The 20542-nt window shown below is 65.2% G+C and carries 17 protein-coding genes and 1 tRNA gene; 10 read left to right on the top strand and 8 right to left on the bottom strand.

Translation table 11 applies throughout. From position 1 onward, the window contains the following. Positions 1-41: 41 nt before the first annotated feature. Positions 42-1841: an adenylate/guanylate cyclase domain-containing protein gene (locus tag QA635_RS36955; protein ID WP_057016253.1), complete on the bottom strand. Its 1800-nt coding sequence runs from the start codon at positions 1839-1841 to the stop codon at positions 42-44. A 239-nt stretch (positions 1842-2080) separates the two neighbouring features. On the opposite strand from QA635_RS36955, the gene QA635_RS36950 reads away from it, so the two are divergent. Continuing rightward, positions 2081-2716 carry a LysE family translocator gene (locus QA635_RS36950; RefSeq protein ID WP_168857880.1) on the top strand — a complete coding sequence of 212 codons (636 nt, stop codon included), beginning with the start codon at positions 2081-2083 and terminating at the stop codon, positions 2714-2716. 30 nt (positions 2717-2746) lie between these two features. Here QA635_RS36950 and QA635_RS36945 read toward each other — a convergent pair whose 3' ends face one another. After that, a complete protein-coding gene (locus QA635_RS36945; protein ID WP_283064774.1) occupies positions 2747-3499 on the bottom strand; it encodes a sulfite exporter TauE/SafE family protein in 753 nt (250 codons plus the stop codon). A gap of 92 nt (positions 3500-3591) precedes the next feature. Between QA635_RS36945 and QA635_RS36940 the strand changes: the two genes are divergently transcribed. After that, positions 3592-4485 carry a LysR family transcriptional regulator gene (locus QA635_RS36940; RefSeq protein WP_283064773.1) on the top strand — a complete coding sequence of 298 codons (894 nt, stop codon included), beginning with the start codon at positions 3592-3594 and terminating at the stop codon, positions 4483-4485. A gap of 8 nt (positions 4486-4493) precedes the next feature. Here QA635_RS36940 and QA635_RS36935 read toward each other — a convergent pair whose 3' ends face one another. The 3 genes from QA635_RS36935 to QA635_RS36925 all read right to left on the bottom strand — a co-directional run bounded on the left by QA635_RS36935 (position 4494) and on the right by QA635_RS36925 (position 7781). Then, positions 4494-5462 (bottom strand): tripartite tricarboxylate transporter substrate binding protein, encoded by a 969-nt coding sequence (locus QA635_RS36935; RefSeq protein WP_283072043.1) that lies wholly within the window; start codon positions 5460-5462, stop codon positions 4494-4496. An 82-nt stretch (positions 5463-5544) separates the two neighbouring features. Beyond that, positions 5545-6324, bottom strand: coding sequence for a histidinol-phosphatase (gene hisN, locus QA635_RS36930; RefSeq protein ID WP_038384338.1), 780 nt, complete (start codon positions 6322-6324; stop codon positions 5545-5547). Between the two features lie 569 nt (positions 6325-6893). Continuing rightward, positions 6894-7781, bottom strand: coding sequence for an N-formylglutamate amidohydrolase (locus QA635_RS36925; RefSeq protein ID WP_057016267.1), 888 nt, complete (start codon positions 7779-7781; stop codon positions 6894-6896). Positions 7782-8086: 305 nt separating this feature from the next. Here QA635_RS36925 and cpdR point away from each other — a divergent pair, with 305 nt between their 5' ends. Both cpdR and QA635_RS36915 read left to right on the top strand, forming a co-directional pair. Beyond that, positions 8087-8446 carry a cell cycle two-component system response regulator CpdR gene (cpdR, locus tag QA635_RS36920; RefSeq protein WP_016843340.1) on the top strand — a complete coding sequence of 120 codons (360 nt, stop codon included), beginning with the start codon at positions 8087-8089 and terminating at the stop codon, positions 8444-8446. Positions 8447-8524: 78 nt separating this feature from the next. After that, positions 8525-8599: transfer RNA gene (locus QA635_RS36915), tRNA-Val, on the top strand. On the opposite strand, the gene QA635_RS36910 is transcribed toward QA635_RS36915, so the two are convergent. Then, a complete protein-coding gene (locus tag QA635_RS36910) occupies positions 8570-9853 on the bottom strand; it encodes an IS481 family transposase (RefSeq protein ID WP_283064771.1) in 1284 nt (427 codons plus the stop codon). The two genes, QA635_RS36915 and QA635_RS36910, sit on opposite strands and share 30 nt — an antisense overlap. Positions 9854-10269: 416 nt before the next feature. Continuing rightward, on the bottom strand, positions 10270-10887 hold the full coding sequence (locus tag QA635_RS36905) for a GNAT family N-acetyltransferase (RefSeq protein WP_283064770.1): 618 nt from the start codon (positions 10885-10887) through the stop codon (positions 10270-10272). A gap of 68 nt (positions 10888-10955) precedes the next feature. Between QA635_RS36905 and QA635_RS36900 the strand changes: the two genes are divergently transcribed. The 5 genes from QA635_RS36900 (at position 10956) to QA635_RS36880 (ending at position 19676) form a co-directional block, all read left to right on the top strand. After that, the gene (locus tag QA635_RS36900) at positions 10956-11870 is read left to right on the top strand and encodes a LysR substrate-binding domain-containing protein (RefSeq protein ID WP_283064769.1); all 915 of its coding nucleotides are present in this window, start codon (positions 10956-10958) and stop codon (positions 11868-11870) included. Positions 11871-12782: 912 nt separating this feature from the next. After that, positions 12783-13670, top strand: a complete 888-nt coding sequence (locus tag QA635_RS36895) for a helix-turn-helix domain-containing protein (RefSeq protein ID WP_283064768.1) — start codon at positions 12783-12785, stop codon at positions 13668-13670. A 336-nt stretch (positions 13671-14006) separates the two neighbouring features. After that, positions 14007-18329, top strand: a complete 4323-nt coding sequence (locus QA635_RS36890) for a beta strand repeat-containing protein (protein ID WP_283064766.1) — start codon at positions 14007-14009, stop codon at positions 18327-18329. 38 nt (positions 18330-18367) lie between these two features. After that, a complete protein-coding gene (locus tag QA635_RS36885; protein ID WP_283064765.1) occupies positions 18368-18901 on the top strand; it encodes an invasion associated locus B family protein in 534 nt (177 codons plus the stop codon). 73 nt (positions 18902-18974) lie between these two features. After that, positions 18975-19676, top strand: coding sequence for a hypothetical protein (locus QA635_RS36880; protein ID WP_283064763.1), 702 nt, complete (start codon positions 18975-18977; stop codon positions 19674-19676). Between the two features lie 76 nt (positions 19677-19752). On the opposite strand, the gene QA635_RS36875 is transcribed toward QA635_RS36880, so the two are convergent. Further along, positions 19753-20178, bottom strand: coding sequence for a hypothetical protein (locus QA635_RS36875; protein WP_283064761.1), 426 nt, complete (start codon positions 20176-20178; stop codon positions 19753-19755). A 78-nt stretch (positions 20179-20256) separates the two neighbouring features. Here QA635_RS36875 and QA635_RS36870 point away from each other — a divergent pair, with 78 nt between their 5' ends. Continuing rightward, the gene (locus tag QA635_RS36870) at positions 20257-20523 is read left to right on the top strand and encodes a hypothetical protein (RefSeq protein ID WP_283064760.1); all 267 of its coding nucleotides are present in this window, start codon (positions 20257-20259) and stop codon (positions 20521-20523) included. The last annotated feature ends 19 nt before the right edge of the window (positions 20524-20542 follow it).

The raw sequence follows: 20542 nt of genomic DNA, 5'->3' as shown, positions 1-20542 counted from the left end.
CTTCAGCTTAAAAAGCATCCATTACCGGTGGATGAATTCGCTCAGGAATCGACGGCGAATTTCGAGGTGGATGCAACCAGAGCGAGTTTGCCGAACGGCAGGCCGGCTTTCAAGAGGCCGTCGCGATAATGCGCGATGTCGGCCGGGTTCTTCCAGTGAAAATTGCGCAAGTGACGCTCGACCGTCAGCTCGGGATGATTGGCGAGCAGGGCCTCGGCCGCCTGCGCGGCCTCGTCGGCGCGGCCGAGCTGGGCGAGCGCTGCGGTACGCACCGCAAGGCACTGCAGATGGTTCGGGTTCAGATACAGTCCCTCGCGCGACCACGATAGCGACGCGTCATATTGCCCGAGCAGATAATGGCTGAATGCGTTCAGCGCCGCCCATTGGTAGCGCGGGTCGCTGTTGCCGCGCTGGACCGCCGTCGAGAACAGATCGACCGCCTTGCGATGGTCGCCGATCACCATGTGGCAGATTCCCAGCACGCCGCGCGCGCCCATGTCGTAGGGGTTGAGCTCGATCGCCCGCTTGATGGCATCCATCGCGGCTTCGTAATGGCCCTGCATCGCGTGCAGATAGGCCAGCAGCGAAAACGCGAACGAGGAGCGCGGGTCGAGCCGCACGCTGCTCTCGGCCAGGCTGACCGACGAGGCCCACAATTCGCGCGTGCTCGGAATCCAGCCGAACTGGATGCTCTGGATCTGGATCAGCGCCAGATAGGCGCGCGCGATCGACAGCGCGGGGTCGAGCTCGATCGCCTCCTTGAACAGCGCGATCGCGGTTTCGCAATCGTCCTTGGTCTGCTGGTAGTAGTGCGACAGCCCCTTCAGGAAGCGATCCCACGCCGTCAGTTCGGCGTTCGGCGAGCGCGCCGGTGCCGAGGCCTCGGCGCGATAGATCTCCTGGGCGACGGCGGCGGAGAGATTCGCGGTGATCTCGTCCTGCATCGCGAACAGGTCGCCCATGTCGCGGTCGTAGCGGCCGGTCCACAGCTGCTCGCCCTTCTCGGGCGCGATCAGTTCGGCGGAGACGCGGATCTTGTTGCCGGCGCGCCGTACCGAACCCTGGATCAGATAGGTCGCGTCGATCTCACGCGCGATCAGCCGCGTCGAGACGTTCTTGCCCTTGTAGGCGAAGGTCGAGTTGCGGCTCAGCACGCGATAGAAGGATTGCAGCGACAGCGCGTGGATCAGGTCCTCGGTCAGGCCGTCCGAGAAATATTCGTCAGCGCCGCCGCTCAGATTGTCGAACGGCAGCACGCCGACGATTGCGGTCCGGTATTGCCCCGGCAGATGCGGGCCGTCGTCCGGAACCTGCTCCTGGGCATCGGATCCGGCCGGCGCCCAGGTCCAGACATTGACCGGCTCGGCGATGTTCTTGAAGCGGTGAGGGCCGGCGTCGACGAGGGTGACGGCAAGCCGCCGTCCCGCTTCGGTGCGGGCCTTGTCCGACACCGCGATGCCGCCGGGCGTTGCGACCGTCTCGAGACGGACGGCGATGTTGACGTCGTCGCCGAACACCTCGTCCTCGTCGGCCATCACGTCGCCCATGTGGACGCCCATCCGGAAGTGCATGGCGCGGTCGGCCGGCAGATGTTCGTTGCGCTCGGCCATCAGGGTCTGCATCGCGACGGCGGCCTCGATCGCGCCGATGATGCTCGGAAATTCCAGAAGGAAGCCGTCGCCGGTGTTTTTGACGATTCGGCCCCCATGGTTGAGGATGATCGGGTAAATCGCGCTGCGGTGCGCCTTGAACGAGGCATGAGTCCCCGCTTCGTCGGCACCCATCATGCGGGAATAGCCGGCGATGTCAGCGCAAAGAATGGCAGCGAGCCGTCTTTCCATGTCTCCTGTGCCCTGGGATGGCCACTTTAGCCGAGGTGACCGAATCCGATACTTACAAGACAGGCCGGGTCCGGCGGAAGCCCGGTTTGCAGGCACCTATAATGCATAGTAGCAAGAATTGGCACGCGACGAACGGATGGTACAGTCGTTTGTCTACTGAATTCGTGTGTCGCTGGGATGGCGCCGGCTGGCCGATCATCCTTTCCGGACGGCTACTTGCATAGGTTAACGTCGCTGACATGCTGGGAATTCACGAGCTTTGGCTGTTTGTCCTGTCCGGGCTGCTGCTCAACGTCACACCGGGGCCGGATACCGCTTATATCATCGGGCGCACGATTCAGCTCGGATGGCGCGGCGGAGCCGCTGCGGCGATCGGTATCAGCTGCGGTTGCCTGGTCCATGTGCTGGGTGCGGCGATCGGCCTGTCGGCACTGCTGATGGCCTCGTCGACCGCGTTCCTGGCCGTCAAGCTGGTCGGCGCGGCCTATCTGGTGCTGACCGGCCTGCAGATGCTGCTTTCGCGCGCCAAGCCGGTCGCCGAGATCGCCGGGCAGGGCGGCGAGACCTCGATCTCGCGGGTGTTCTGGCAGGGGGCGCTGACCAATATCCTCAACCCCAAGGTGGCGCTGTTCTTCCTGGCTTTCCTGCCGCAATTCGTGGCGGCCGATTCGCCGCACAAGACGCTCGCCTTCCTGGTGCTCGGGCTGATCTTCATCACCGGCGGCACGCTGTGGTGCCTTGGTCTTGCGGCCTTCGCGGCGCGGGCTGCCGGCCGCATCAGGCAATCGGCCGGCGTGATCGCCTGGATCAACCGCTCGCTCGGCGCGCTCTTCATCTATCTCGGCGTCCGCGTCGCGACGCTGGAGGCGCGCTAGCTCGCGCCTTGGCGCTCTGGCTTTGCCGCTCTAGCCGTGGATCTTGAGCAGTGCGCTGCCGGCGAGATAGATGCCGAGCAGGATCATCGCGATCAGGAACCAGCGGCGGAACACCTCGGGGTGCATCCGTGTGCGAACCGCCTGGCCGATGAACATGCCGGTGAACGACGCCGCCATCGCGACCGCGCCGGGCAGTGCGGTGGCTGCCGTCAGAAGGCCCGATGCCGTGAGGTTGAACGCGAGCGCCACGGTCGCAGTGGTGAAGAACACGCCGAGCGCCTGCACCAGTTCGTCCTTCTCCATGCCGATCGCCTGCATGAACGGCATCGAGGGGATGACCTGAACGCCGGTCGCCGCCGAGATCAGCCCGGTGATGACGCCGACGATGCCGCCGATCCATTTTTCGTCGCGCCGCGCGACCTTGAAGCTGAACCTGCTCAGGCCGACGATCGCGTAGATCACCAGCAGCACGCCCAGCACCACGGTGCCGTAGGCCGCGTATGGCCCGGTCAGCAGCCCGGCATTGATCCAGATCCCGGCCACGGTGCCGAGCATCAGCGGCCACAGCCGCTTGAGGATGTCGCGCAGATAGGGGCCGACGAAGGTCTGCCAGATATTGGTGACGATCGCCGGCACGATCACGATCGCGATCGCCTGGCCCGGCGCCATCGTGGTTGCGAGCAGCCCCATCGCGACCGTCGGCAGGCCGAGGCCGAGCGTCCCCTTGACGAAGCCGGCGAGCAGGAAGGCGAAAGCGATGAAGATCAGGAGATGGTCGACCATGGCGGCACATTGACCGATCGATGCGAACGGCACAATCTGGAGGTTACGGAGTTAGCCTTCGGGCGATCCGAAGGTATGGGGCGGGAAACGTCATGCGGTTCGACCTGATCGACTTGCAATTGTTCATCGCGGTTGCCGATGCGCGCAGTATCACGCAGGGCGCGGCGCGCGCGAATCTTGCGCTGGCTTCCGCCAGCGAGCGGATCAAGGGCCTCGAGGAGGCGCTCGGCGTCGCACTGCTCAAGCGCGGCCGCCGCGGCGTCGAACTGACGGCGGCGGGCGAGAGCCTGCTCGGTCATGCCCGCATCGTGATTCACAACGTCGAGGCGCTGCAAAGCGATCTCGCCGCCTATGCCAGCGGCGTGCGCGCCAATGTGCTGCTGCTCGCCAATACCTCGGGCCTGTCGGAGCATCTGCCGCGGGCGCTCGCGGCCTTCCTGCACGAGCATCCCGATATCAGCGTCGATGTCGAGGAGCGCGAGAGCACCGATATCGCCACCGCGATCGCCAGCGGCGCCGCCGATCTCGGCTTCGCCGCGGAGCACGCGCTGCCCGACAGCGTCGAGCGCTTCCTGTTCAGCGAGGACCGCTTGATGCTGGTGGCGTCGCGTCGCGGCGATCTCGGCGGCCGCCGCCAGATCGACTTCCAGGAAGTGGTCGGCCGCGATTTCGTCGGCCTCACGGCAACGTCCGCGTTGCAGGTCCATATCTCGCGGCACGCCGCAAAGCTCGGCGCGCGGCTGCGCTTTCGCGCCCGCCTGCGCGGCTTCGACGCGATCTGCCAGATGGTCGCCGCCGATGTCGGCATCGCCGTGATCCCGGAGACCGCGGCGCGGCGCTGCGCGGCGTCGATGCCGATCACGACGATAAGGATCCGCGACGCCTGGGCCAACCGCCGGCTGACGATCTGCGCGCGCAGCTTCAAGGCGCTGCCGCGGGCGGCCAAGCAACTTGTGGACTATCTGCGCGCCGAAGCGCAGCGCTGACGGCTGGCTCATTTCGTCGTCACCACGCCGGCGTCCTGGATCACCTTCGCCCATTTCCTGATGTCGGCGGCGATGAAGTCGCGGAAATGCTCCGGCGTGTCGCCGGCCAGCGTCAGACCCTGCTCGGCGAGCTTCTGCTTGACGATCGGATCGGCCATTGCCGCGGTGGCGAGCTGGTTCAGCCTGGCGACGATCGCGGGCGGCGTGCGTGCGGGCGCGACCATGCCGTACCAGTTCTCGATGATCAGGTCGGGCATGCCGGCCTCGGCGGTGGTCGGCACGTCGGGTGCGGTCGGCGCGCGTTCGCGCCCACCGAGCGCGATTGGCCGCAGCGCGCCCGCCTTGATCTGCGGCAGGATCACCGGCAGGTCGAGGAAGGTCATCTGCACCTGCTGACCCAACAGGTCGTTCACCGCCGGCGCGGCGCCGCGATAGGGCACGTGCACGATGTCGATGTTGGCCGTCAGCTTGAACAATTCGCAGGCGAGATGCGGCAGGCTGCCCGGGCCGGAGGAGGCGAAGTTCAGCTTACCCGGCTGCGCCCTGGCGAGCGCGACCAGTTCGTTCATGTTCTTCGCCGGCACGTTGGCGGCGACCACCAGCATCTCCGGCACCGTCGCGACCAGCGTCACCGGCGCGAGATCCTTCAGCGTGTCGTAGGCGACCTTCTCTATGCTCGGGCTGATCGCCAGCGCGCCGGCGCTCGCGATCGCCACCGTGTAGCCGTCGGGCGCCGCCTTCGCGACCGCATCGGTGCCGAGCACGCCGCCCTGGCCGGCGCGGTTGTCGACGATGACGGGTTGCCTTGCGAGCTCCGAGACCTTCTGCCCGATCACCCGTGCGATGATGTCGTTCGGCCCGCCGGGCGGGAACGGCACGATCAGCCGGAGCGGCTTGGTCGGGAAATCCTGGGCGAAAGCCGTAACGGGCGCGAGAAGCAGGAGAAGGGCTGCCAGCAGCTTGCCGCGCATCGTCATGTCGCCCATCCCTGACTTTTCTGGTTGCGGTCAGGATGGGCGCAGATCAGACGCCCGGCAACTCAAGAATCAGGCAGGGAACTCAGGCGTTCAAAAGCTTCATCGCCGCTTCGTGCACGCGCGGGTCGCCGGCCGCGATGATCCGGCCGCCGCTTTGTGCCGGCTTGCCGTCCCAGGTGGTGACGACGCCACCGGCGCCGGTGACGATCGGGATCAGGCCGGCAATGTCGTAGGGCTTCAGCTCGGTCTCGACCACGAGGTCGAGATGGCCGGCGGCGAGCATGCAATAGGAGTAGCAGTCGCCGCCATAGCGCGACAGGCGCGCCGCGTTCTCGATGCGGCCGAAGCGGGCGCGGTCATCCGGATTCATCAGCAGCGGGCTCGTGGTGAAGACGGTCGCTTCCTTCAGCGAGGCGCAACGCCGCACCGAGAGCCGCCGTTCGCCCGACGGGCCGGAGTAGTGCGCCGAGCCGTTGTCGCCGGAGAAGCGCTCGCCGATATAGGGCTGGTGCATCATGCCGAATACCGGCGTACCTTTGTGCAGCAGCGCGATCAGCGTGCCCCAGATCGGAAAGCCGGCGATGAAGGATTTCGTGCCGTCGATCGGATCGAGCACCCAGACATAGTCGGCGTCCTCGCGCTCATTGCCGAACTCCTCGCCGACGATGCCGTGCTGGGGAAAGTTCGACTTGATCAGCCGCCGCATCACGGCTTCCGCCGCCCGGTCGGCCTCGGTGACCGGATCGAAATCGTTCGAGCTCTTGTTGTCGACCGAGAGCGAGGTGCGGAAGAAGGGCAGGATGGTTTCGCCGGATGCGGTCGCGAGGCGGCCGATGAAGGCGGTAAAGTCGATGACCGTCACGGCATGTCCCTGAACTGCGCAAACGACGCGGTAGAAATCGGATGCGGTCTTGCCTAGCTCAATCCGGCGCGGCGCGCACGATTAACGGAGTGTTATCCAGCCCGATGACGCGGTTCCGGACTTTCGATTTGGGTTCGGATTCGAAAGCGCCCCGGGTCCCGGCCTCGATCACGAAGTTGCGAATTCTGGTATACAAGCTATGCGCAAAGCGCCGACCGCTCGAGGCTTTCCTTGTAAGATATTGATCCTACATACGGAAAACCGCTCCTGCTGGCCTGTTGCAGTTTCGCCAGACTTTCCAACATTACCCAAGAAATGTTTCGAAAGTTCTTGCGTTTTGTGCAGCGCGGTCGCATATTGTTGCGGTGCGGTAGCGCCTCGCGCTATCGCTGCCCTCCTTGGGCGTTTCCTCCCTAGACTTGGGCCGCTTGTTCATTCAAGCGGCCCTTTTTTCTTGGGCCGTCGTTTCCGCAAGTGAACTGAGAATCCAGTTCGGCGCTTATCGCGCCGCCAACTTGAATTCCTGGTTCATGACTTCGTCGGGATCGCAGTGCCCGACGAAGGATTGATTACTCCGCTGCCGCCTGGAACGGGCCGAGATCGCCGAACGGGATTTTCGCCAGCGCATCCGCCAGGGTAGCAAAGTCGGCGGCCACCTGCGCGAAGCGCGGGCCGCGCTCGCGGCGGCGCTCATCCATATAGACCGCGCGGTTGAGCTCGATCTGCACGGTGTGCAGGCCGCTCGCCGGATTGCCGTAATGCTCGGTGATGAAGCCGCCGGCATAGGGCTTGTTGCGGCCGATGGAATAGCCGAGTGAGCTCATGATCTCCTCGACGAGGTCGGGCAATAGCGCCGCGCAACTCGTGCCGTAGCGGTCGCCGATCACGACGTCGGGCCGGCGCGGCTCGTCGCGCGACACGCCGACCGACGGCATCGAATGGCAGTCGACCACGATCACGGCGCCGAACGCCTGGTGCGCCTTGTTGATCAGCCGGCGCAGCGCGCGGTGATAGGGCTTGTAGAGCACCTCGATCCGGCGCAGCGCCTCGTCGACGTCGAGCCGCTCGCGATAGATCTCCTGGCCGTCGCCGACCACGCGCGGGATGGTGCCGAGGCCGCCGGCCACCCGCATCGAACGCGTATTGGCAAAGCTCGGCAGCCGCCCGGTGAACATGCGCGGGTCGAGCTCGTAGGGCTCGCGGTTCACGTCGACATAGGAGCGCGGGAAGTTGACCCGCACGATCGGAAAGCCGCGATCGCTGAGGCCCGCGATCAGCTCGTCCATGAAAGAGTCTTCGGAGCGCCGCAGCGACACTACGTCGATTCGCGACGCGTCGAGGAATTCGGCCGGATAGACCGAGCCCGAATGCGGGGAATTGAAGATGATCGGCGCGCGCCAGGCCTGCGGCTCAACGATCTCGAACGGGGGCGACAACTCGCCAGCAAATTCGGTCATTCCCTTGGCGCCGTCCCTTGCGTCCGCCTCGCCCCGCAGCAACTGAGTCTGCCGGAAAAGCGGAGATTTATGGGCACGCATTGTCGGTAATCGCGATCATTCTGCCAAGTGAAAAGAGTGTGGTTTCAGCTGGAACGCGTCTTAAAAGCAGCAAATGCGGCACCCGGTTGATTCGATGTCCGGTTCGGTCCACAAATGGGTGGCGCGCATTTGCCGCTGGCTTGACGCAAATTTCACCCGAAATTTACCGTCTGTCGGGCTTACTGTTCGGACTGCTCCTCAAGCCGGATTCGACGATTCCTGCCATGCCGAAAATACTTCTCGCCGAAGACGACACCGATATGCGCCGCTTCCTGGTCAAGGCGCTCGAAAACGCGGGTTTCAAGGTCTCGCCGCACGACAACGGCATGTCGGCCTACCAGCGGCTGCGCGAGGAGCCGTTCGAAATGCTGCTCACCGACATCGTGATGCCCGAGATGGACGGCATCGAGCTGGCGCGCCGTGCCTCGGAACTCGATCCCGATATCAAGATCATGTTCATCACCGGCTTTGCCGCGGTGGCCCTCAATTCCGATTCGGAGGCGCCGAAAAACGCCAAGGTGCTGGCCAAGCCCGTGCACCTCAGGGAATTGGTCAGCGAAGTGAACAAGTTGCTGGCGGCCTGATTCGCCAAAAAACCTTCACTTTGTATCCTTGCCTGCCCCGCCGCCGTCCGTTATAGGGACCCGATCCAAATACGCTTTGGGTGCGTAGCTCAGCGGGAGAGCACTACCTTGACATGGTAGGGGTCACAGGTTCGATCCCTGTCGCACCCACCATCCTTCGCTCGCGCAGCGAGAGAAGGATGCCGCGCCGAAGCCCAACGGGCGGAGGCGGGCTTGTGGCCGCGAGCTTCGGCTCGGCAAGCCGTTTCTTGATACCTCCATAAATCTCTCGACCCGAGAAGCGAAGCGACGAAGCAATCCATCGCTCCAAGTTCTCGATGTCATCACTCGCGAAGGCGGGTGGTCCGGTATTCCAGAGACGCCGGTGCTTGAACCGAGAAGCCGCGGCATAGTGGATGCCCCCATGCACGGGCATGACACCAAGGAGAGTGAGAGCGCGCGGCTCTTTCCACGAGTCGTCCCTGCGTTCGTGTTTGGTCCCGTATGATTGGCGAGGGCCCGCATTGGGGCCTGGTAGCGGAGGCATTTGAGCCTGGTTCGATTGTAGTCGTGGACGAATTTGGCGATGAAGGTGTCTCGATCGGCGTGATCGATGAAGGTCCGCCGGGCGCTGCCACGCTTTGTTTCGCGGCCAATGGCTTCGGCGATGCGCCGGTTGAAACGTTCGACGAGTCCGTTGGTCTGCGGATGGTAGGGCTTGGTCAGGCGATGCTGGATGCCGCACTGTCGGCAGAGTTGATCAAAGGGGTGGTCGCCGGAAGGCTTCCCGGGCGGCTTGTTCTTCTTGTCGACGGCGAAGCGGTCGGTGAACTCGGCACCGTTGTCGGTGAGGATAGTGTGAACCTGGTGCGGAAAATCAGCCAGGAAGCGCTTAAGGAAACCGGTCGCGGTCGCTCCGTCCCGCTTGGAATGGACCTCGACAAAGACGTAGCGGGTGGCTCGGTCGATGGCGACAAAGGCATAGCTGGTGCGGCGCTGCAGTGCCGGCAGATACTTCACGTCGATATGGATGAAGCCGATACTGGCATTCTCGAAGACGCCGGCTTTGGGCTTGTCAGGTTTGGCAAGCCGGCTGATGCCATTGCGCTGCAGGCAGCGGTGAATGGCACTACGGGACAGCTTGGCGTTGATGCATCGCCGCATCACCTCAACGATGTCGTCCAGCGGCAATTGGAGCGACGTCCGCAGTTCACAAACGGCCCTTTCTTCAACCGCGGAGAGGCTGGTCGTGAGGTTCTTCGGCCGGTGCGAGCGGTCTTCGACCGTCGTGCGGCTGCGCCAGCGATAAATCGTGGTCTCGCTGACCCCCAGTTCGGCCGCCAACTGAGCGACCGACTTCCGGCTGCGCTGGATGTAGGCACGTGTCTTCGGCGTCGTCGTGGCGTTCGCGTGCAAGTTCAGTTCCATGACACGAGGCGCTCCCTAACAAAGGCCACGCCTCGTTCTACACCGATTCCATCCAACCAATCTGCAGGGACCAAACACGAAAGCAGGGACCCATAACCACAGGGCTGTGTTGTTGAAGCAAGCTGTGGCGCCCAGCGCTGCAAGCCAAGTGACGTCGGCGGTTATGGGTCCCTGCTTTCGCAGGGCCGACACCGCATGTATTGCGCGGCCGGTGAGTCACACATCCGCATTCTCGCGACATGATTTGTCCGAGCTTTGAATCTCGTTCCGCCCGTCTCTCGAACAGACGGCGCAGGGAAGCCGTCGCGGCTCTTTCCCACACCTCGGCCCTGCTTTCGCAGGGACGACACCGAGTGTGTGGCTCGACCGTTGAGCCCGCATTCTCGTGACATCGTTTTATCCGAGCTTGGCTGCCGCTATGGAGGGCGGTCGGATGGAAGCCGGTAGCGCCAGGTTTCGCCGGCGAGAACCCCGCGCTGCCGACGCACAACGGAGGGCCATTCGGAGCGAACCACGCTGAGGACCGCAGCATCGGCGGACGGCTCTTCATCGGCCGCGAAATATGCGCGAAGCCTGCCTTCGCGGCGGAAACCGAGGTCGGCGTAGAGATCAAGCATGTGCCTCAGGCGCCAGTCCAGATGCACCTCGGCCCGCTCGACCATGAGCACTTCGAACGCATACCGCGTCATCAGATGCGCAACGTGACTGACGAGCACGGCCTCGTCCAGTCGTCCGATGCTCCAGATTGGAGCGAACGTAGCCCGCTTCTCGTGCCGGTCGATCGCGCCGAACCCGGACACGCCGAGCAGGTCTCCCGATCCCGCGGCCTCGATTGCGAACGCGGCCGCGGTGTCGACCTGGTCCCGTGCCGCCGCCAGGCGTGCGGCATTCGGCCGGTCCGATGTGCCGCGATCGAGCCGCCGCAGCATCGCTGCCTCGCGAAGCTGCTGTGCGCGCGAAGACTCCGGGCCGGTGATCCTGGTCAACAGGATGCGGTCGGTGGCGAAGGTTGCATGGTTGCTCGACGGGTACATGCCGTATTGACGCACCCGATGCGCATGCCGTCAAATGACCGGAACGCCAGTTCATATGCAAATTGGTCATGCCCCTGAATCCAAGACATGTTGACCTGTTTCGAGAGGTCGTGCGCCACAACGGAATCACCAAGGCCGCCTTGAGCCTTCGGGTGGGACAGCCTTTCATCAGCCGCGCGATCGCACGTCTCGAGCGCGAGATCGGCTTTGCGTTGTTCGAACGCGGGCGAGGCGGCGTCACGCTGACGCCGGAAGGCGAGATATTCCTGCACGAGGTCGAGAGAAACCAGGCCGGCCTCGAATATCTGGCGCGCGCTGCGCGCGGCATTCGCGAGCGTGGCAGCGGGACGCTCAGGATCGCATGTCTTCCGGCGTTCACCTATTCGTTGATGCCGCAGATCGTCAGCAGCTTCCTGAAGAAGAATCCCGACATCGTCGTATCGGTGGCCGTCCACAGCCCCGAGCGCGTCTGGAGTCTGGTGGCCTCGGGACAATGCGACGTCGGGCTGGCGCGGCCGCAGGCGGGGTTTGCCGCGGTCGACGACGAGCTCCTCATGACAACGGAGGCGGTCTGCGTCCTGCCCCGCCAGCACCGGTTACGCTCGAAGCGATCGATCGCAGCGCAAGATCTGCGGGGAGAGCCCATGATCGCAGCTTCCCCGAGCGCACCGCATCGATCCCGCTTTGAGCGCGTCCTCGATGAGGCCAAGGTCGAGATCAAGACGGTCGCGGAGATCCAGTACAGCATGCAGCGTTGTGCCCTGGTTGCGCAGGGGCTGGGTTTCTCGATCGTCGACCCGATCGTGGCCCGGGATTTTGCAAGCTCCAAAATTGTACTCAAGCCGTTCGTGCCACGGCTGGAGATCGCCACCATGTTGCTGCTTCCTTCGCAGCGGCCGCGAAGCCGTCTCGCACTTCAATTCTGCGATCTGCTGCGCGCCGAAACCGCGCAGTACAGGAAGTCCGCGCGCGTGCAGGCTTGAGCAACGCCGGCAGGGTTTTCTCTCGCGTTGCGCCCGGCATGATCTCGCGGGACGGCGCGAGCCGCCTGCGGCGCGTCGCTTGCCCAGCGCGCTGTGCTCGCCGAAAAAATTCGACGGGCACTTGTGACTTTCGTCATCTCGACGCTCATATGTGAATGCCGCAGCGTGCGCACGCATGTACGCCTCGCGCGTGTTCGATTCGTACGGATGCATTCACGTCGCACGCGGTGGGTTGCCGCATGATTGGGCAAGAGCGCTCGCAATGCGATCATGCGTGGGATTCTCGATATGTCATCTACCGTGCTTAGGTCGCGCCTTTGCAGCGACATGCGTTTCGTCCAGGCGCGGAGATCGAGAAAATTTTCCGAAGACTCTGCGATGATGCGTTGCCCGATCGCATCGCATGAACGCAATTTTGGATTTCTGCACGACGCGCGTTGCCGCCCCTCTGGTTCTCGCGCAGATTGTTCTCTAGATCAGTCAAGCTGGCTCGTGACGGAGCATCCGAGCCGGATACGGCAATGACGCGACAATGATGAACGCCATGTGCGAGCACGACTGCCAAAGGAACCTGCGTCAACCCTATCGGGAGCGGCCGGCGTAAGCCGTCGATGTCCGAATCCCGAAATGCCTCTTCCTTGTCTTCCCCGAAATTCGCCGGTATGTGCGCGGCCGGCGACGCAACCTTGGGAATGCGCCTCCGTTGAGCCAACGTTCGTCGTTCGCGCCAACGGGGCACGAAAGTTCATGCAAGAAGACGACAAGACGCCGGCACACGCAGCGCAGCTCCTGGAACACGTTCCCTTGCCGCGCGAGCCGCGGAACATCAGGGATCTAACCCCCGCGCCGCCGCGGCTGTTCTCGACACGACACTATCCGCCCTCGGAGCAGTTCGAGGTCTGGAAAACGCGGATGGCTTCGCTGGTCGACGTTACGCCACCGGAAGGTCATAGCCCTGCGCACGGGTTCCTGGTGGAGTACCTGACCTGCAACATGGCCGATGTCGTCTTCACGTCGGGGCGATTCGCCGCGCAATCATTCGCCCGCGTCATCAGACCGTCGCATGGCGCGCCCGTCGATATCTGGTGGTTGTACCGGGTGCGCTCCGGCGAAGCCCGCTTCGAGACCGCAGAGCGGCGGATTCACGCCGGGCCGGGCGCCATGTTCCTGATCTCGCTCGATGAGGATTTCCGCGGCAGCATCACGGACTATGACGGCCTGGTGCTGGGCTTGCCGCGCCAGTCGTTCGCCAGTGTGGCCGATCAGCTCGACGCTGTCTGCAATATTCTACTCGAAGGCAACCTGATCGAATTGTTGGCCGATTATCTCGACCGACTCGAAACGCGCATCACCCTGATGTCCGCGGAGGAGTTGAGGCAGGCGGGGCGGGCGACCGCGCAGATGATCGCCGCGTGCATCCAGCTCTCCTCGGATCGGCTGGAGCAGGCACGCGGCGCGATCGAGTCGGTGCTGTTCGAGCGGGCGCGTCTTTATATAGAGTCGCATCTCGCCGACTTCGACCTGACGCCGGACCGCATCGCGCAGCAATTGCGGATCTCGCGTTCTGCCCTCTACCGTGCATTCGAGAGCGTCGGGGGCGTTGCCGGCTACATCCTGCGCAAGCGGCTGCGCGCGGCACATGCAGAACTCGTCTCGTCCGCCGACAGGCAGGTGCAGGAGATCGCCTATCGCCACGGCTTCAAGCTGGCGTCCGATTTCACTCGCGCCTTCCGCCGCGAATTCGGCGTCAGCCCGCGCGAGATGCGCGAACGCATGCGCCGTCGATCAACCACCGGTTGAGATACGTGCAAACAACTCATGGTGCATCGAGCAAATCCTTCAACTTGTGAGACGATCTGCGTGTTATTTGGACGACCTGCTGAGTGACGCTGGCAAAATTGTGTCTATCATTTTGCAACATGACGACTCGGGGCACATTGATGGGGCAGTCGAGCGAGCGCTGGGTGGCAAGATGCGCTCGTTGAATTCGACACATCGTTGGCCAGGACGGGACGATGATCGTGCGTACGATCATCGTTGTTTTCTCGCGTGTGCGGCCGGCGGGCCCGCGCGTCGGCCCGGTCCATGGCGCGTCGCCTCCGGCGTCTTTTCAAGATGTCGCGAAAGGGGCGCACCATGGTTGTCGGACACAACTCAACAAGATCGCTGAAGCGTCAGGGCCGCGCAGGCTTCGTCCGGAGCTGGGTCGCATCGGGCGATGCGGGCAGCAGTTCGTTGCGGCGCCGGCTATTGGCCGTGCTGCGCGAGGCGCATCGGACGCTCGGGGTGAAGCGCGATCGGCTCGGGCTCGGCTCGCTCGGTGCCGGTGGGGCGGTCGGCGCGATGCTGGCGATAGCTGCGATCGTGGCCCCACAGACGGCGTTTGCGCAGGTTGCCATCGGCAACGGGGTTTTGAGCAATCCCGCCAACTGCACCAATCCCACCGCTGCAACCGCAGGCAGCACCGCCATTGGTTGCGGCGCCCATGCTGCCGGCGCCACCGCAACCGCCATTGGCGCCAATACCAATGCGAATGGCCAAAACTCTGTGGCGATCGGCGATTCGAACAGCGCAACCGGCGATGGTTCGATCATCGTGGGCTATTCCAACTCTGTGAACGGCCTGAATGCGATCGGTATGGGTGTGTTTGCGAACGCGACCGGCACCAATGCCCTCGCCATAGGTGGGAACGCGCACTCCACCGGGGATGGATCTTCATCCTTCGGCGTCAACTCCACAGCAAACGGAGTAGGTGCCTTGGCGCTGGGCTCGACGGCGAGCGCTTCCGGTGGCGCCTCGATCGCGATTGGATTGTCCTCGGCTGCCTCATCTTCAAACGGTTCGGGCACTGCCATCGGGGTCAGCGCCAAAGCAAACGCCGGAGTCGGCGGAGGGTCTCCAATCGCCATCGGCACGAATGCCAATGCCAGCGGGACTGCGCCTGCCGGCTTCACGTTCGAGGCTGTTGCGTTCGGCACCGGTTCCGCCGCCACGGGGGCTTGGTCGACCAGTGTCGGCCCAAGCGCTTCAGCGACTGCGACGGGAGCTAGTGCCCTCGGTACATCGGCCAATGCGTCGGCCAATCAGGCCACCGCGATTGGTAACGGGGCGAAGGCCTCAGGGGTCGGCAGCGCATCCCTGGGGTACCTTGCCAATGCGAGCGGCGGCAACGCCGCCGCTGTTGGCATCCAGTCGGTCGCGTCAGGTACCAGCTCGCTGGCGGCCGGCAATCTCGCTGCGGCGTCGGCGGATTTCGCTGTTGCCTTGGGCAATCAGGCGCAGGCGCTGAGTACCGGGGGCTCGGTTGCGATCGGATCGGGCGCCATCGTCAATGCTGCTGCGACGGGCGGCATCGCGATCGGCAACAATGCGGCATCCGCCGGCATCAGTTCGATCGCGAACGGCGTTGGGGCCAGCGCGGCGGGAGCGTACTCAACTTCGGTTGGTGCTGGCTCTAGCGCCAGCGGCGCCCGTGCGTTTGCCGGGGGCCGTTCGGCTGTTGCTACAGGCGATGATTCCGTCGCCATTGGCGTGACGGCCAACGCGACAGCGCCAAGCGCGACCGCACTCGGAGCGGGCGCGTCGGCTCTCGCCCTAAATGCAGTCGCCGTCGGCACCGCCGCTACTGCGGATTCAGCCAACGCGGTCGCCATCGGCACCAGCGCGACCGCAACCGGCGGCCAGGCGGTTTCCATCGGTGCGAACAACGTGGCCTATGGCGATGGCGCCGTGGCGATCGGCGATCCCAGCTATGCCAGCGGCACCGGCGCCTTCACCGGCGGCGCCAACAACATCGCCAACAGTGACGGCACGGCCAGCGCCACGGCCGCCAACCAGGCCAACGGCGCGGTCGCGATCGGCAACAACAACAAGGCGATCGGGCAGGGCTCCGTGGCGCTCGGCAACGGCTCGACCGCCGGCGCCGCCGGTCTTGCCGGCAATATCGCGCTGGGCAACGGCGCCACGGCGGCGGCAAGCTCCGGCGATGTCGCGCTCGGCTCGGGCAGCGTCACCGCTGCCGCTGTCAACACGCCGAACACGGTGATCAACGGCACCACCTACAGCTTCGCGGGTACCACGGCGACCTCGACCGTCAGCGTCGGCGCGCTCGGCGCCGAGCGCACCATCACCAACGTGGCCGCGGGACGGCTCAGCAATGCTTCGACCGATGCGATCAACGGCTCGCAGCTCTGGGCCACCAACCAGGCGGTCGATGGCCTCGCCACCACCGTCAACAACATCAACACCGGCGGCGGCATCAAGTATTTCCACGCCAACTCGACGCTGGCCGATTCCTCCGCCGCGGGGACGAATTCGGTTGCGATCGGACCGGTGTCGACCGCGACCGGCACCGGCTCGGTGTCGATCGGCAACGGCGCCAACGCCGCAAACGCCAACGATATCGCGCTCGGCTCGGGCAGCCAGACCAGCGCGGCGGTTCAAACCGCCAGCATCGTCATCGGCGGCAACACCTACAGCTTCGCCGGCACCACCCCGACCTCGACGGTCAGCGTCGGCTCGGTCGGCAATGAGCGCACCATCACCAACGTCGCGGCGGGACGGGTCAGCAACGGCTCGACCGACGCGATCAACGGCTCACAGCTGTTCGCCGCCACCTCGGCGATCGACAGCCTGTCGACCGTCGTCAGCAATGGCTTGACGCATTATTACGGCGTCAACGACGGCGGCACCCAGCAGGCCAACTACAACAACAACGGCGCGACCGGGACCAACTCGATGGCGGCCGGCGTTGCCGCCTCGGCGACGGCGGCGAATGCCACCGCGCTCGGCTTCAACACCCAGGCCTCGGTCGTGGATGGCGTTGCGCTCGGCTCGGGGTCGATTTCCAACCGCGCGCTCGCGCCGGCGTCCGGCACGATCGGCGGCACCATCATCCCCTACAACACCACCGATCTTGCGCTGCTCGGCGCGGTGTCGGTCGGCAATGCGACGAGCTACCGGCAGATCACCAATGTGGCCGACGGCACCCAGGACAGCGACGCCGTCACCGTGCGCCAGTTGACCGGTGCGCTGACGTCGTTCGCGACCACGACGACGAAATACTTCCACGCCAACTCGACGCTCGCCGACTCGCTCGCGGTCGGCAACAACTCGGTGGCGGTCGGACCGCAGACCATTGTCAATGGCGACAACGGCATCGGCATGGGCTTTGGCGCAATCGTGGCGCAGACCGCGCCCGGCGGCATCGCGATCGGCCAGAATTCGGTGTCCAACTTCGCCGATTCGATCGCGTTCGGCACCAATGCGCAGGCCAGCGGCATCCAGTCGGTGTCGATCGGCGCCGGATCCCAGACCACCAACCCGACCAGCGTTGCGCTCGGTCCGAACGCCAAGGCGACGGCGCAGGCCGGCGACGTCGCGCTCGGCGCCAATTCGACCACCTCCACTGTGGTCGCGACTTCGAGCACCTCGATCGGCGGCACCACCTACAACTTCGCCGGCACGACGCCGACCTCGACCGTCAGTGTCGGCAGCGCCGGTGCGGAGCGCACCATCACCAACGTGGCCGCGGGCCAGATCAATTCGACCTCGACCGACGCGATCAATGGCTCGCAGCTCTGGGCCACCAACACCTCGCTCGCCGCTCTCTACACCACGGTGAGCAACATCTCGACCGGCGGTGGCGGCGTGAAATATTTCCACGCCAATTCGACCGCGGCGGATTCCATCGCGACCGGCGCGGAGAGCGTCGCGATCGGACCGCAGTCGGTCGCGAGCGGCGCCAATGCGATCTCGATGGGCAACGGCTCGGCCGCATCGGCCGACAATTCGGTCGCGATCGGCGCCGGCGCCAAGGCGACGGCGGCCAACTCGCTGGCGCTCGGCGCCAACGCGACCACCACGGCCAATCTGAGCGACGCGGCCTATACGCCTGTGGTCGGCAAGAGTGTCGCAGGGGTTGCGACCGGCGAAGTGTCGGTCGGCTCGTCCGGCGCCGAACGCCGCGTCACCAACGTTGCCGCGGGCTCGGCGGCGACCGATGCGGTCAATGTCAGCCAGCTCCAGGCGGTTGCGTCGAGCTCGATCCGCTACGACACCGACGGTTCCGGCAACACCACCAACAAGCTGACGCTGAACAGCGGCAACGGCGCGCCAGTGACCATCAGCAACGTGGCGCCCGGCGTCCTCGGCACCGATGCGGTCAACGTCAATCAGCTCAACAGCGCGTTCCAGCAGCTCAACGGCCAGATCGGCGAGGTGCGGCAGGACGCCTGGCGGGCGGCCGCGATCGGCATGGCCGCCGCATCGCTGCGCTATGACGACCGGCCCGGCAAGGTGAGCGCCTCGGCGGGCGGCGGCGTCTGGCGCAGCCAGGGCGCGCTCGCCTTCGGCATCGGCTACACCAGCGAGAACGGCAAGCTGCGCACCAACGCGGCGGCAACCACCGCCGGCGGCGACTGGGGCGTCAGCGCCGGTGTGAGCCTGACGCTCAATTGACGCTGACGTCGACGAGGCGGCTGGCGTGTCTGGCTTTAATGATCTGGCTCGGGGCGGCGGCCAGCGCCGCCGCGCAGGGCGCGCCGCCTGCCGCCTACGCTGTGAAGCCGTCCGACGTCGTGGTGCCGGAGGGCGAGACGCTCGGCGAGTTCAGACGGATGATCCAGCCGTTCAAGAACTGGACCTTGATTTGCGACGAGAGTCTCAAATCGAAGCGCCGCGTCTGCAACGTCACGCAATCGATCGTCAACGCGCAGGGCGCGGTCGCCTTCAACTGGTCGCTGATCGCGACCGCCGACGGCAAACCGCTGATGGCGATGCGGATTCCCGCGGCCGCCGGGGTCGGCGCGCAGATCGAGCTCGCGCTGGGCGACAGTGCGGACCGCATCGTCGCGCAGACCGATCGCTGCGATGCCAGTTTCTGCTTCGCCACGGTCGCGATCGGCAACGTGCTGAGGCGGCACATCCGCGCGGCGACGCCGTGCCGCGTGTCCTATCAGCTGCCGCAAGGGCCGATCGTGCTGGAGGCGCCGCTGGACGGACTGTCCGGTGTGCTGGCGAAGCTGAAATGAGACAACAGGCTGCATGCGGATCCGGAAGCCGGAGCGACGCATCGAAGTGCGGGACGAGAGGATGAATACGCCGATGCGACTGAAGACCCCCATCCTGATCTTCACGGCGGTCGTCGTGGCGGCGCTCAGTGCGGCCGGCGTCGTGGGCTATGCCCAGCAGATGCAGCCGGCCCAGTCGCAGCCGATGCCGCTGCAGCCGGCGACGCCCGCGCCGGCCAAAAAGCCCGCCGCCGCCGCGAAGCCGCAGCCGCACAAGCAGCGTCCGCAGGAAGCGCCGACGCCGCCGTCTGCCGCGGCATCCGTTCCGCCGCAGCAGGCGGGCCAGCAACCGACCGTGTTCGACGAGCACGCGCGGCAGGGCAACATCGTGACCTGCGCGAATCTGTTCGGGACGCTCGGCCGCGGCCTCGCGATGAACTCCAACTACACCGCGCAGTCGCAGTGGGACGCCAAGGCCGGCAATTCGCATTCGGTGCAGTCGCTGGTCGCGCTCGCACCTAACCAGGCCAGCCAAGCCACCCCCGCCGCCAATCAGCAGGCCGCCGGCATCGTGTTTGCCGCGCCGGTTGGATCGTCCTGCGAAGGCAATCTGGTGCGGGTGACGCCGCGGACGGAGAACTGTTCGACGGTTGCCGCCGAACTCGCCAAGCTCAACGGACAGACCGGCACGCTCGGTGATCTCGCGACGATGGCGCTGCCGAACGGCGCGCTGGTGGTGCTGATTCCGTTAGGCAACGCCTGCGTCGCGGTGACCGCGCTGCGGGTCGCCGGGTAACGCTGCCGCTCAACCCGGTCGACCCTTGCCGGCGCCGGTCAGCTCGGCTGGCCGCGCCGCGTCGGTCTGGCCGATCTCACCAATGACGCCAGCGATGATGCCAGCGCGGATAGCCGCCGCGATAGTAGGCGTATGCCGGCCGCACCACGTGGCGATAGCGATAGCCGTAATAGGCCGGCCGGTATCCGCTATAATATGTCGTGGTGTAACCGCCGCCCCAACGATACGGCGCAGCGTAATAGCCGTCGTCATAGGCGTAGCTGCCGTACCCGTAATAGGCGGGCGAATAGCCGTAGCCGGGGTAGCCGTAACCATAGGAATAGCCGGGATAGCCATAGGCTGACGAGGCGAGGCCGCCGACGACTGCGCCGGCAATCAATCCGCCTGCGAGCGCGGCACCCCACCCGCCGTGTCCCCACCGTGCTTCGGCGGGCGCCGGGGCTGCGATGGCGCTCACCCCAAGCGCACCGACGGTTGCAAGAACAAGGCCTGTCTTCCTCATGGGATCCTCCTCGATGATAGTTGCCCAGCCGGTCAACGGGGCAGGGGGGCATTGGTTGCGAATGGCCGCGCGCCTGCAATGAACCTGGGCCTGCAACAAGCCTGGCGGCGAGGTGGGCGCAGTGGTGCCGCCGTTGACGGTGAATCAAATGTTCAAGGGCGAACGGAACCGGTTCCGATCCTCCGCCGGTCGCAGCGGATGACGATCCGCGTGAACGCGCTGACCATCGACGTGACGGCGAACCCACGCTTCATTTCAAAACGGGAAAGCGCGGCCATCGGTTCCTGCAGGTTGATCGCTCGGCAGTTCCGTTGGTGCGAAATGTCGCGTCGCGCCGGCGTCTAGGAACGGTGCGGGCGGCGAC

It is taken from the genome of Bradyrhizobium brasilense, from assembly GCF_029714345.1.
GTDB lineage: Bacteria > Pseudomonadota > Alphaproteobacteria > Rhizobiales > Xanthobacteraceae > Bradyrhizobium > Bradyrhizobium australafricanum.
The sequence above is the reverse complement of the archived record's forward strand: the minus strand, read 5'-3'. Positions and strand labels throughout refer to the sequence as shown.

Excerpts from the sequence above, each read along its gene's own strand:
- QA635_RS36955 (WP_057016253.1), bottom strand. The coding sequence starts at position 1,841 with ATGGAAAGACGGCTCGCTGCCATTCTTTGCGCTGACATCGCCGGCTAT.
- QA635_RS36900 (WP_283064769.1), top strand. The coding sequence starts at position 10,956 with ATGCCCCTGAATCCAAGACATGTTGACCTGTTTCGAGAGGTCGTGCGC.
- QA635_RS36910 (WP_283064771.1), bottom strand. The coding sequence starts at position 9,853 with ATGGAACTGAACTTGCACGCGAACGCCACGACGACGCCGAAGACACGT.
- QA635_RS36870 (WP_283064760.1), top strand. The coding sequence starts at position 20,257 with ATGAACCTGGGCCTGCAACAAGCCTGGCGGCGAGGTGGGCGCAGTGGT.
- QA635_RS36875 (WP_283064761.1), bottom strand. The coding sequence starts at position 20,178 with ATGAGGAAGACAGGCCTTGTTCTTGCAACCGTCGGTGCGCTTGGGGTG.
- QA635_RS36940 (WP_283064773.1), top strand. The coding sequence starts at position 3,592 with ATGCGGTTCGACCTGATCGACTTGCAATTGTTCATCGCGGTTGCCGAT.
- cpdR (WP_016843340.1), top strand. The coding sequence starts at position 8,087 with ATGCCGAAAATACTTCTCGCCGAAGACGACACCGATATGCGCCGCTTC.
- QA635_RS36935 (WP_283072043.1), bottom strand. The coding sequence starts at position 5,462 with ATGACGATGCGCGGCAAGCTGCTGGCAGCCCTTCTCCTGCTTCTCGCG.
- QA635_RS36950 (WP_168857880.1), top strand. The coding sequence starts at position 2,081 with ATGCTGGGAATTCACGAGCTTTGGCTGTTTGTCCTGTCCGGGCTGCTG.
- QA635_RS36945 (WP_283064774.1), bottom strand. The coding sequence starts at position 3,499 with ATGGTCGACCATCTCCTGATCTTCATCGCTTTCGCCTTCCTGCTCGCC.
- QA635_RS36925 (WP_057016267.1), bottom strand. The coding sequence starts at position 7,781 with ATGACCGAATTTGCTGGCGAGTTGTCGCCCCCGTTCGAGATCGTTGAG.
- QA635_RS36885 (WP_283064765.1), top strand. The coding sequence starts at position 18,368 with ATGATCTGGCTCGGGGCGGCGGCCAGCGCCGCCGCGCAGGGCGCGCCG.
- QA635_RS36895 (WP_283064768.1), top strand. The coding sequence starts at position 12,783 with ATGGCTTCGCTGGTCGACGTTACGCCACCGGAAGGTCATAGCCCTGCG.
- QA635_RS36880 (WP_283064763.1), top strand. The coding sequence starts at position 18,975 with ATGCGACTGAAGACCCCCATCCTGATCTTCACGGCGGTCGTCGTGGCG.
- QA635_RS36890 (WP_283064766.1), top strand. The coding sequence starts at position 14,007 with ATGGTTGTCGGACACAACTCAACAAGATCGCTGAAGCGTCAGGGCCGC.
- QA635_RS36905 (WP_283064770.1), bottom strand. The coding sequence starts at position 10,887 with ATGTACCCGTCGAGCAACCATGCAACCTTCGCCACCGACCGCATCCTG.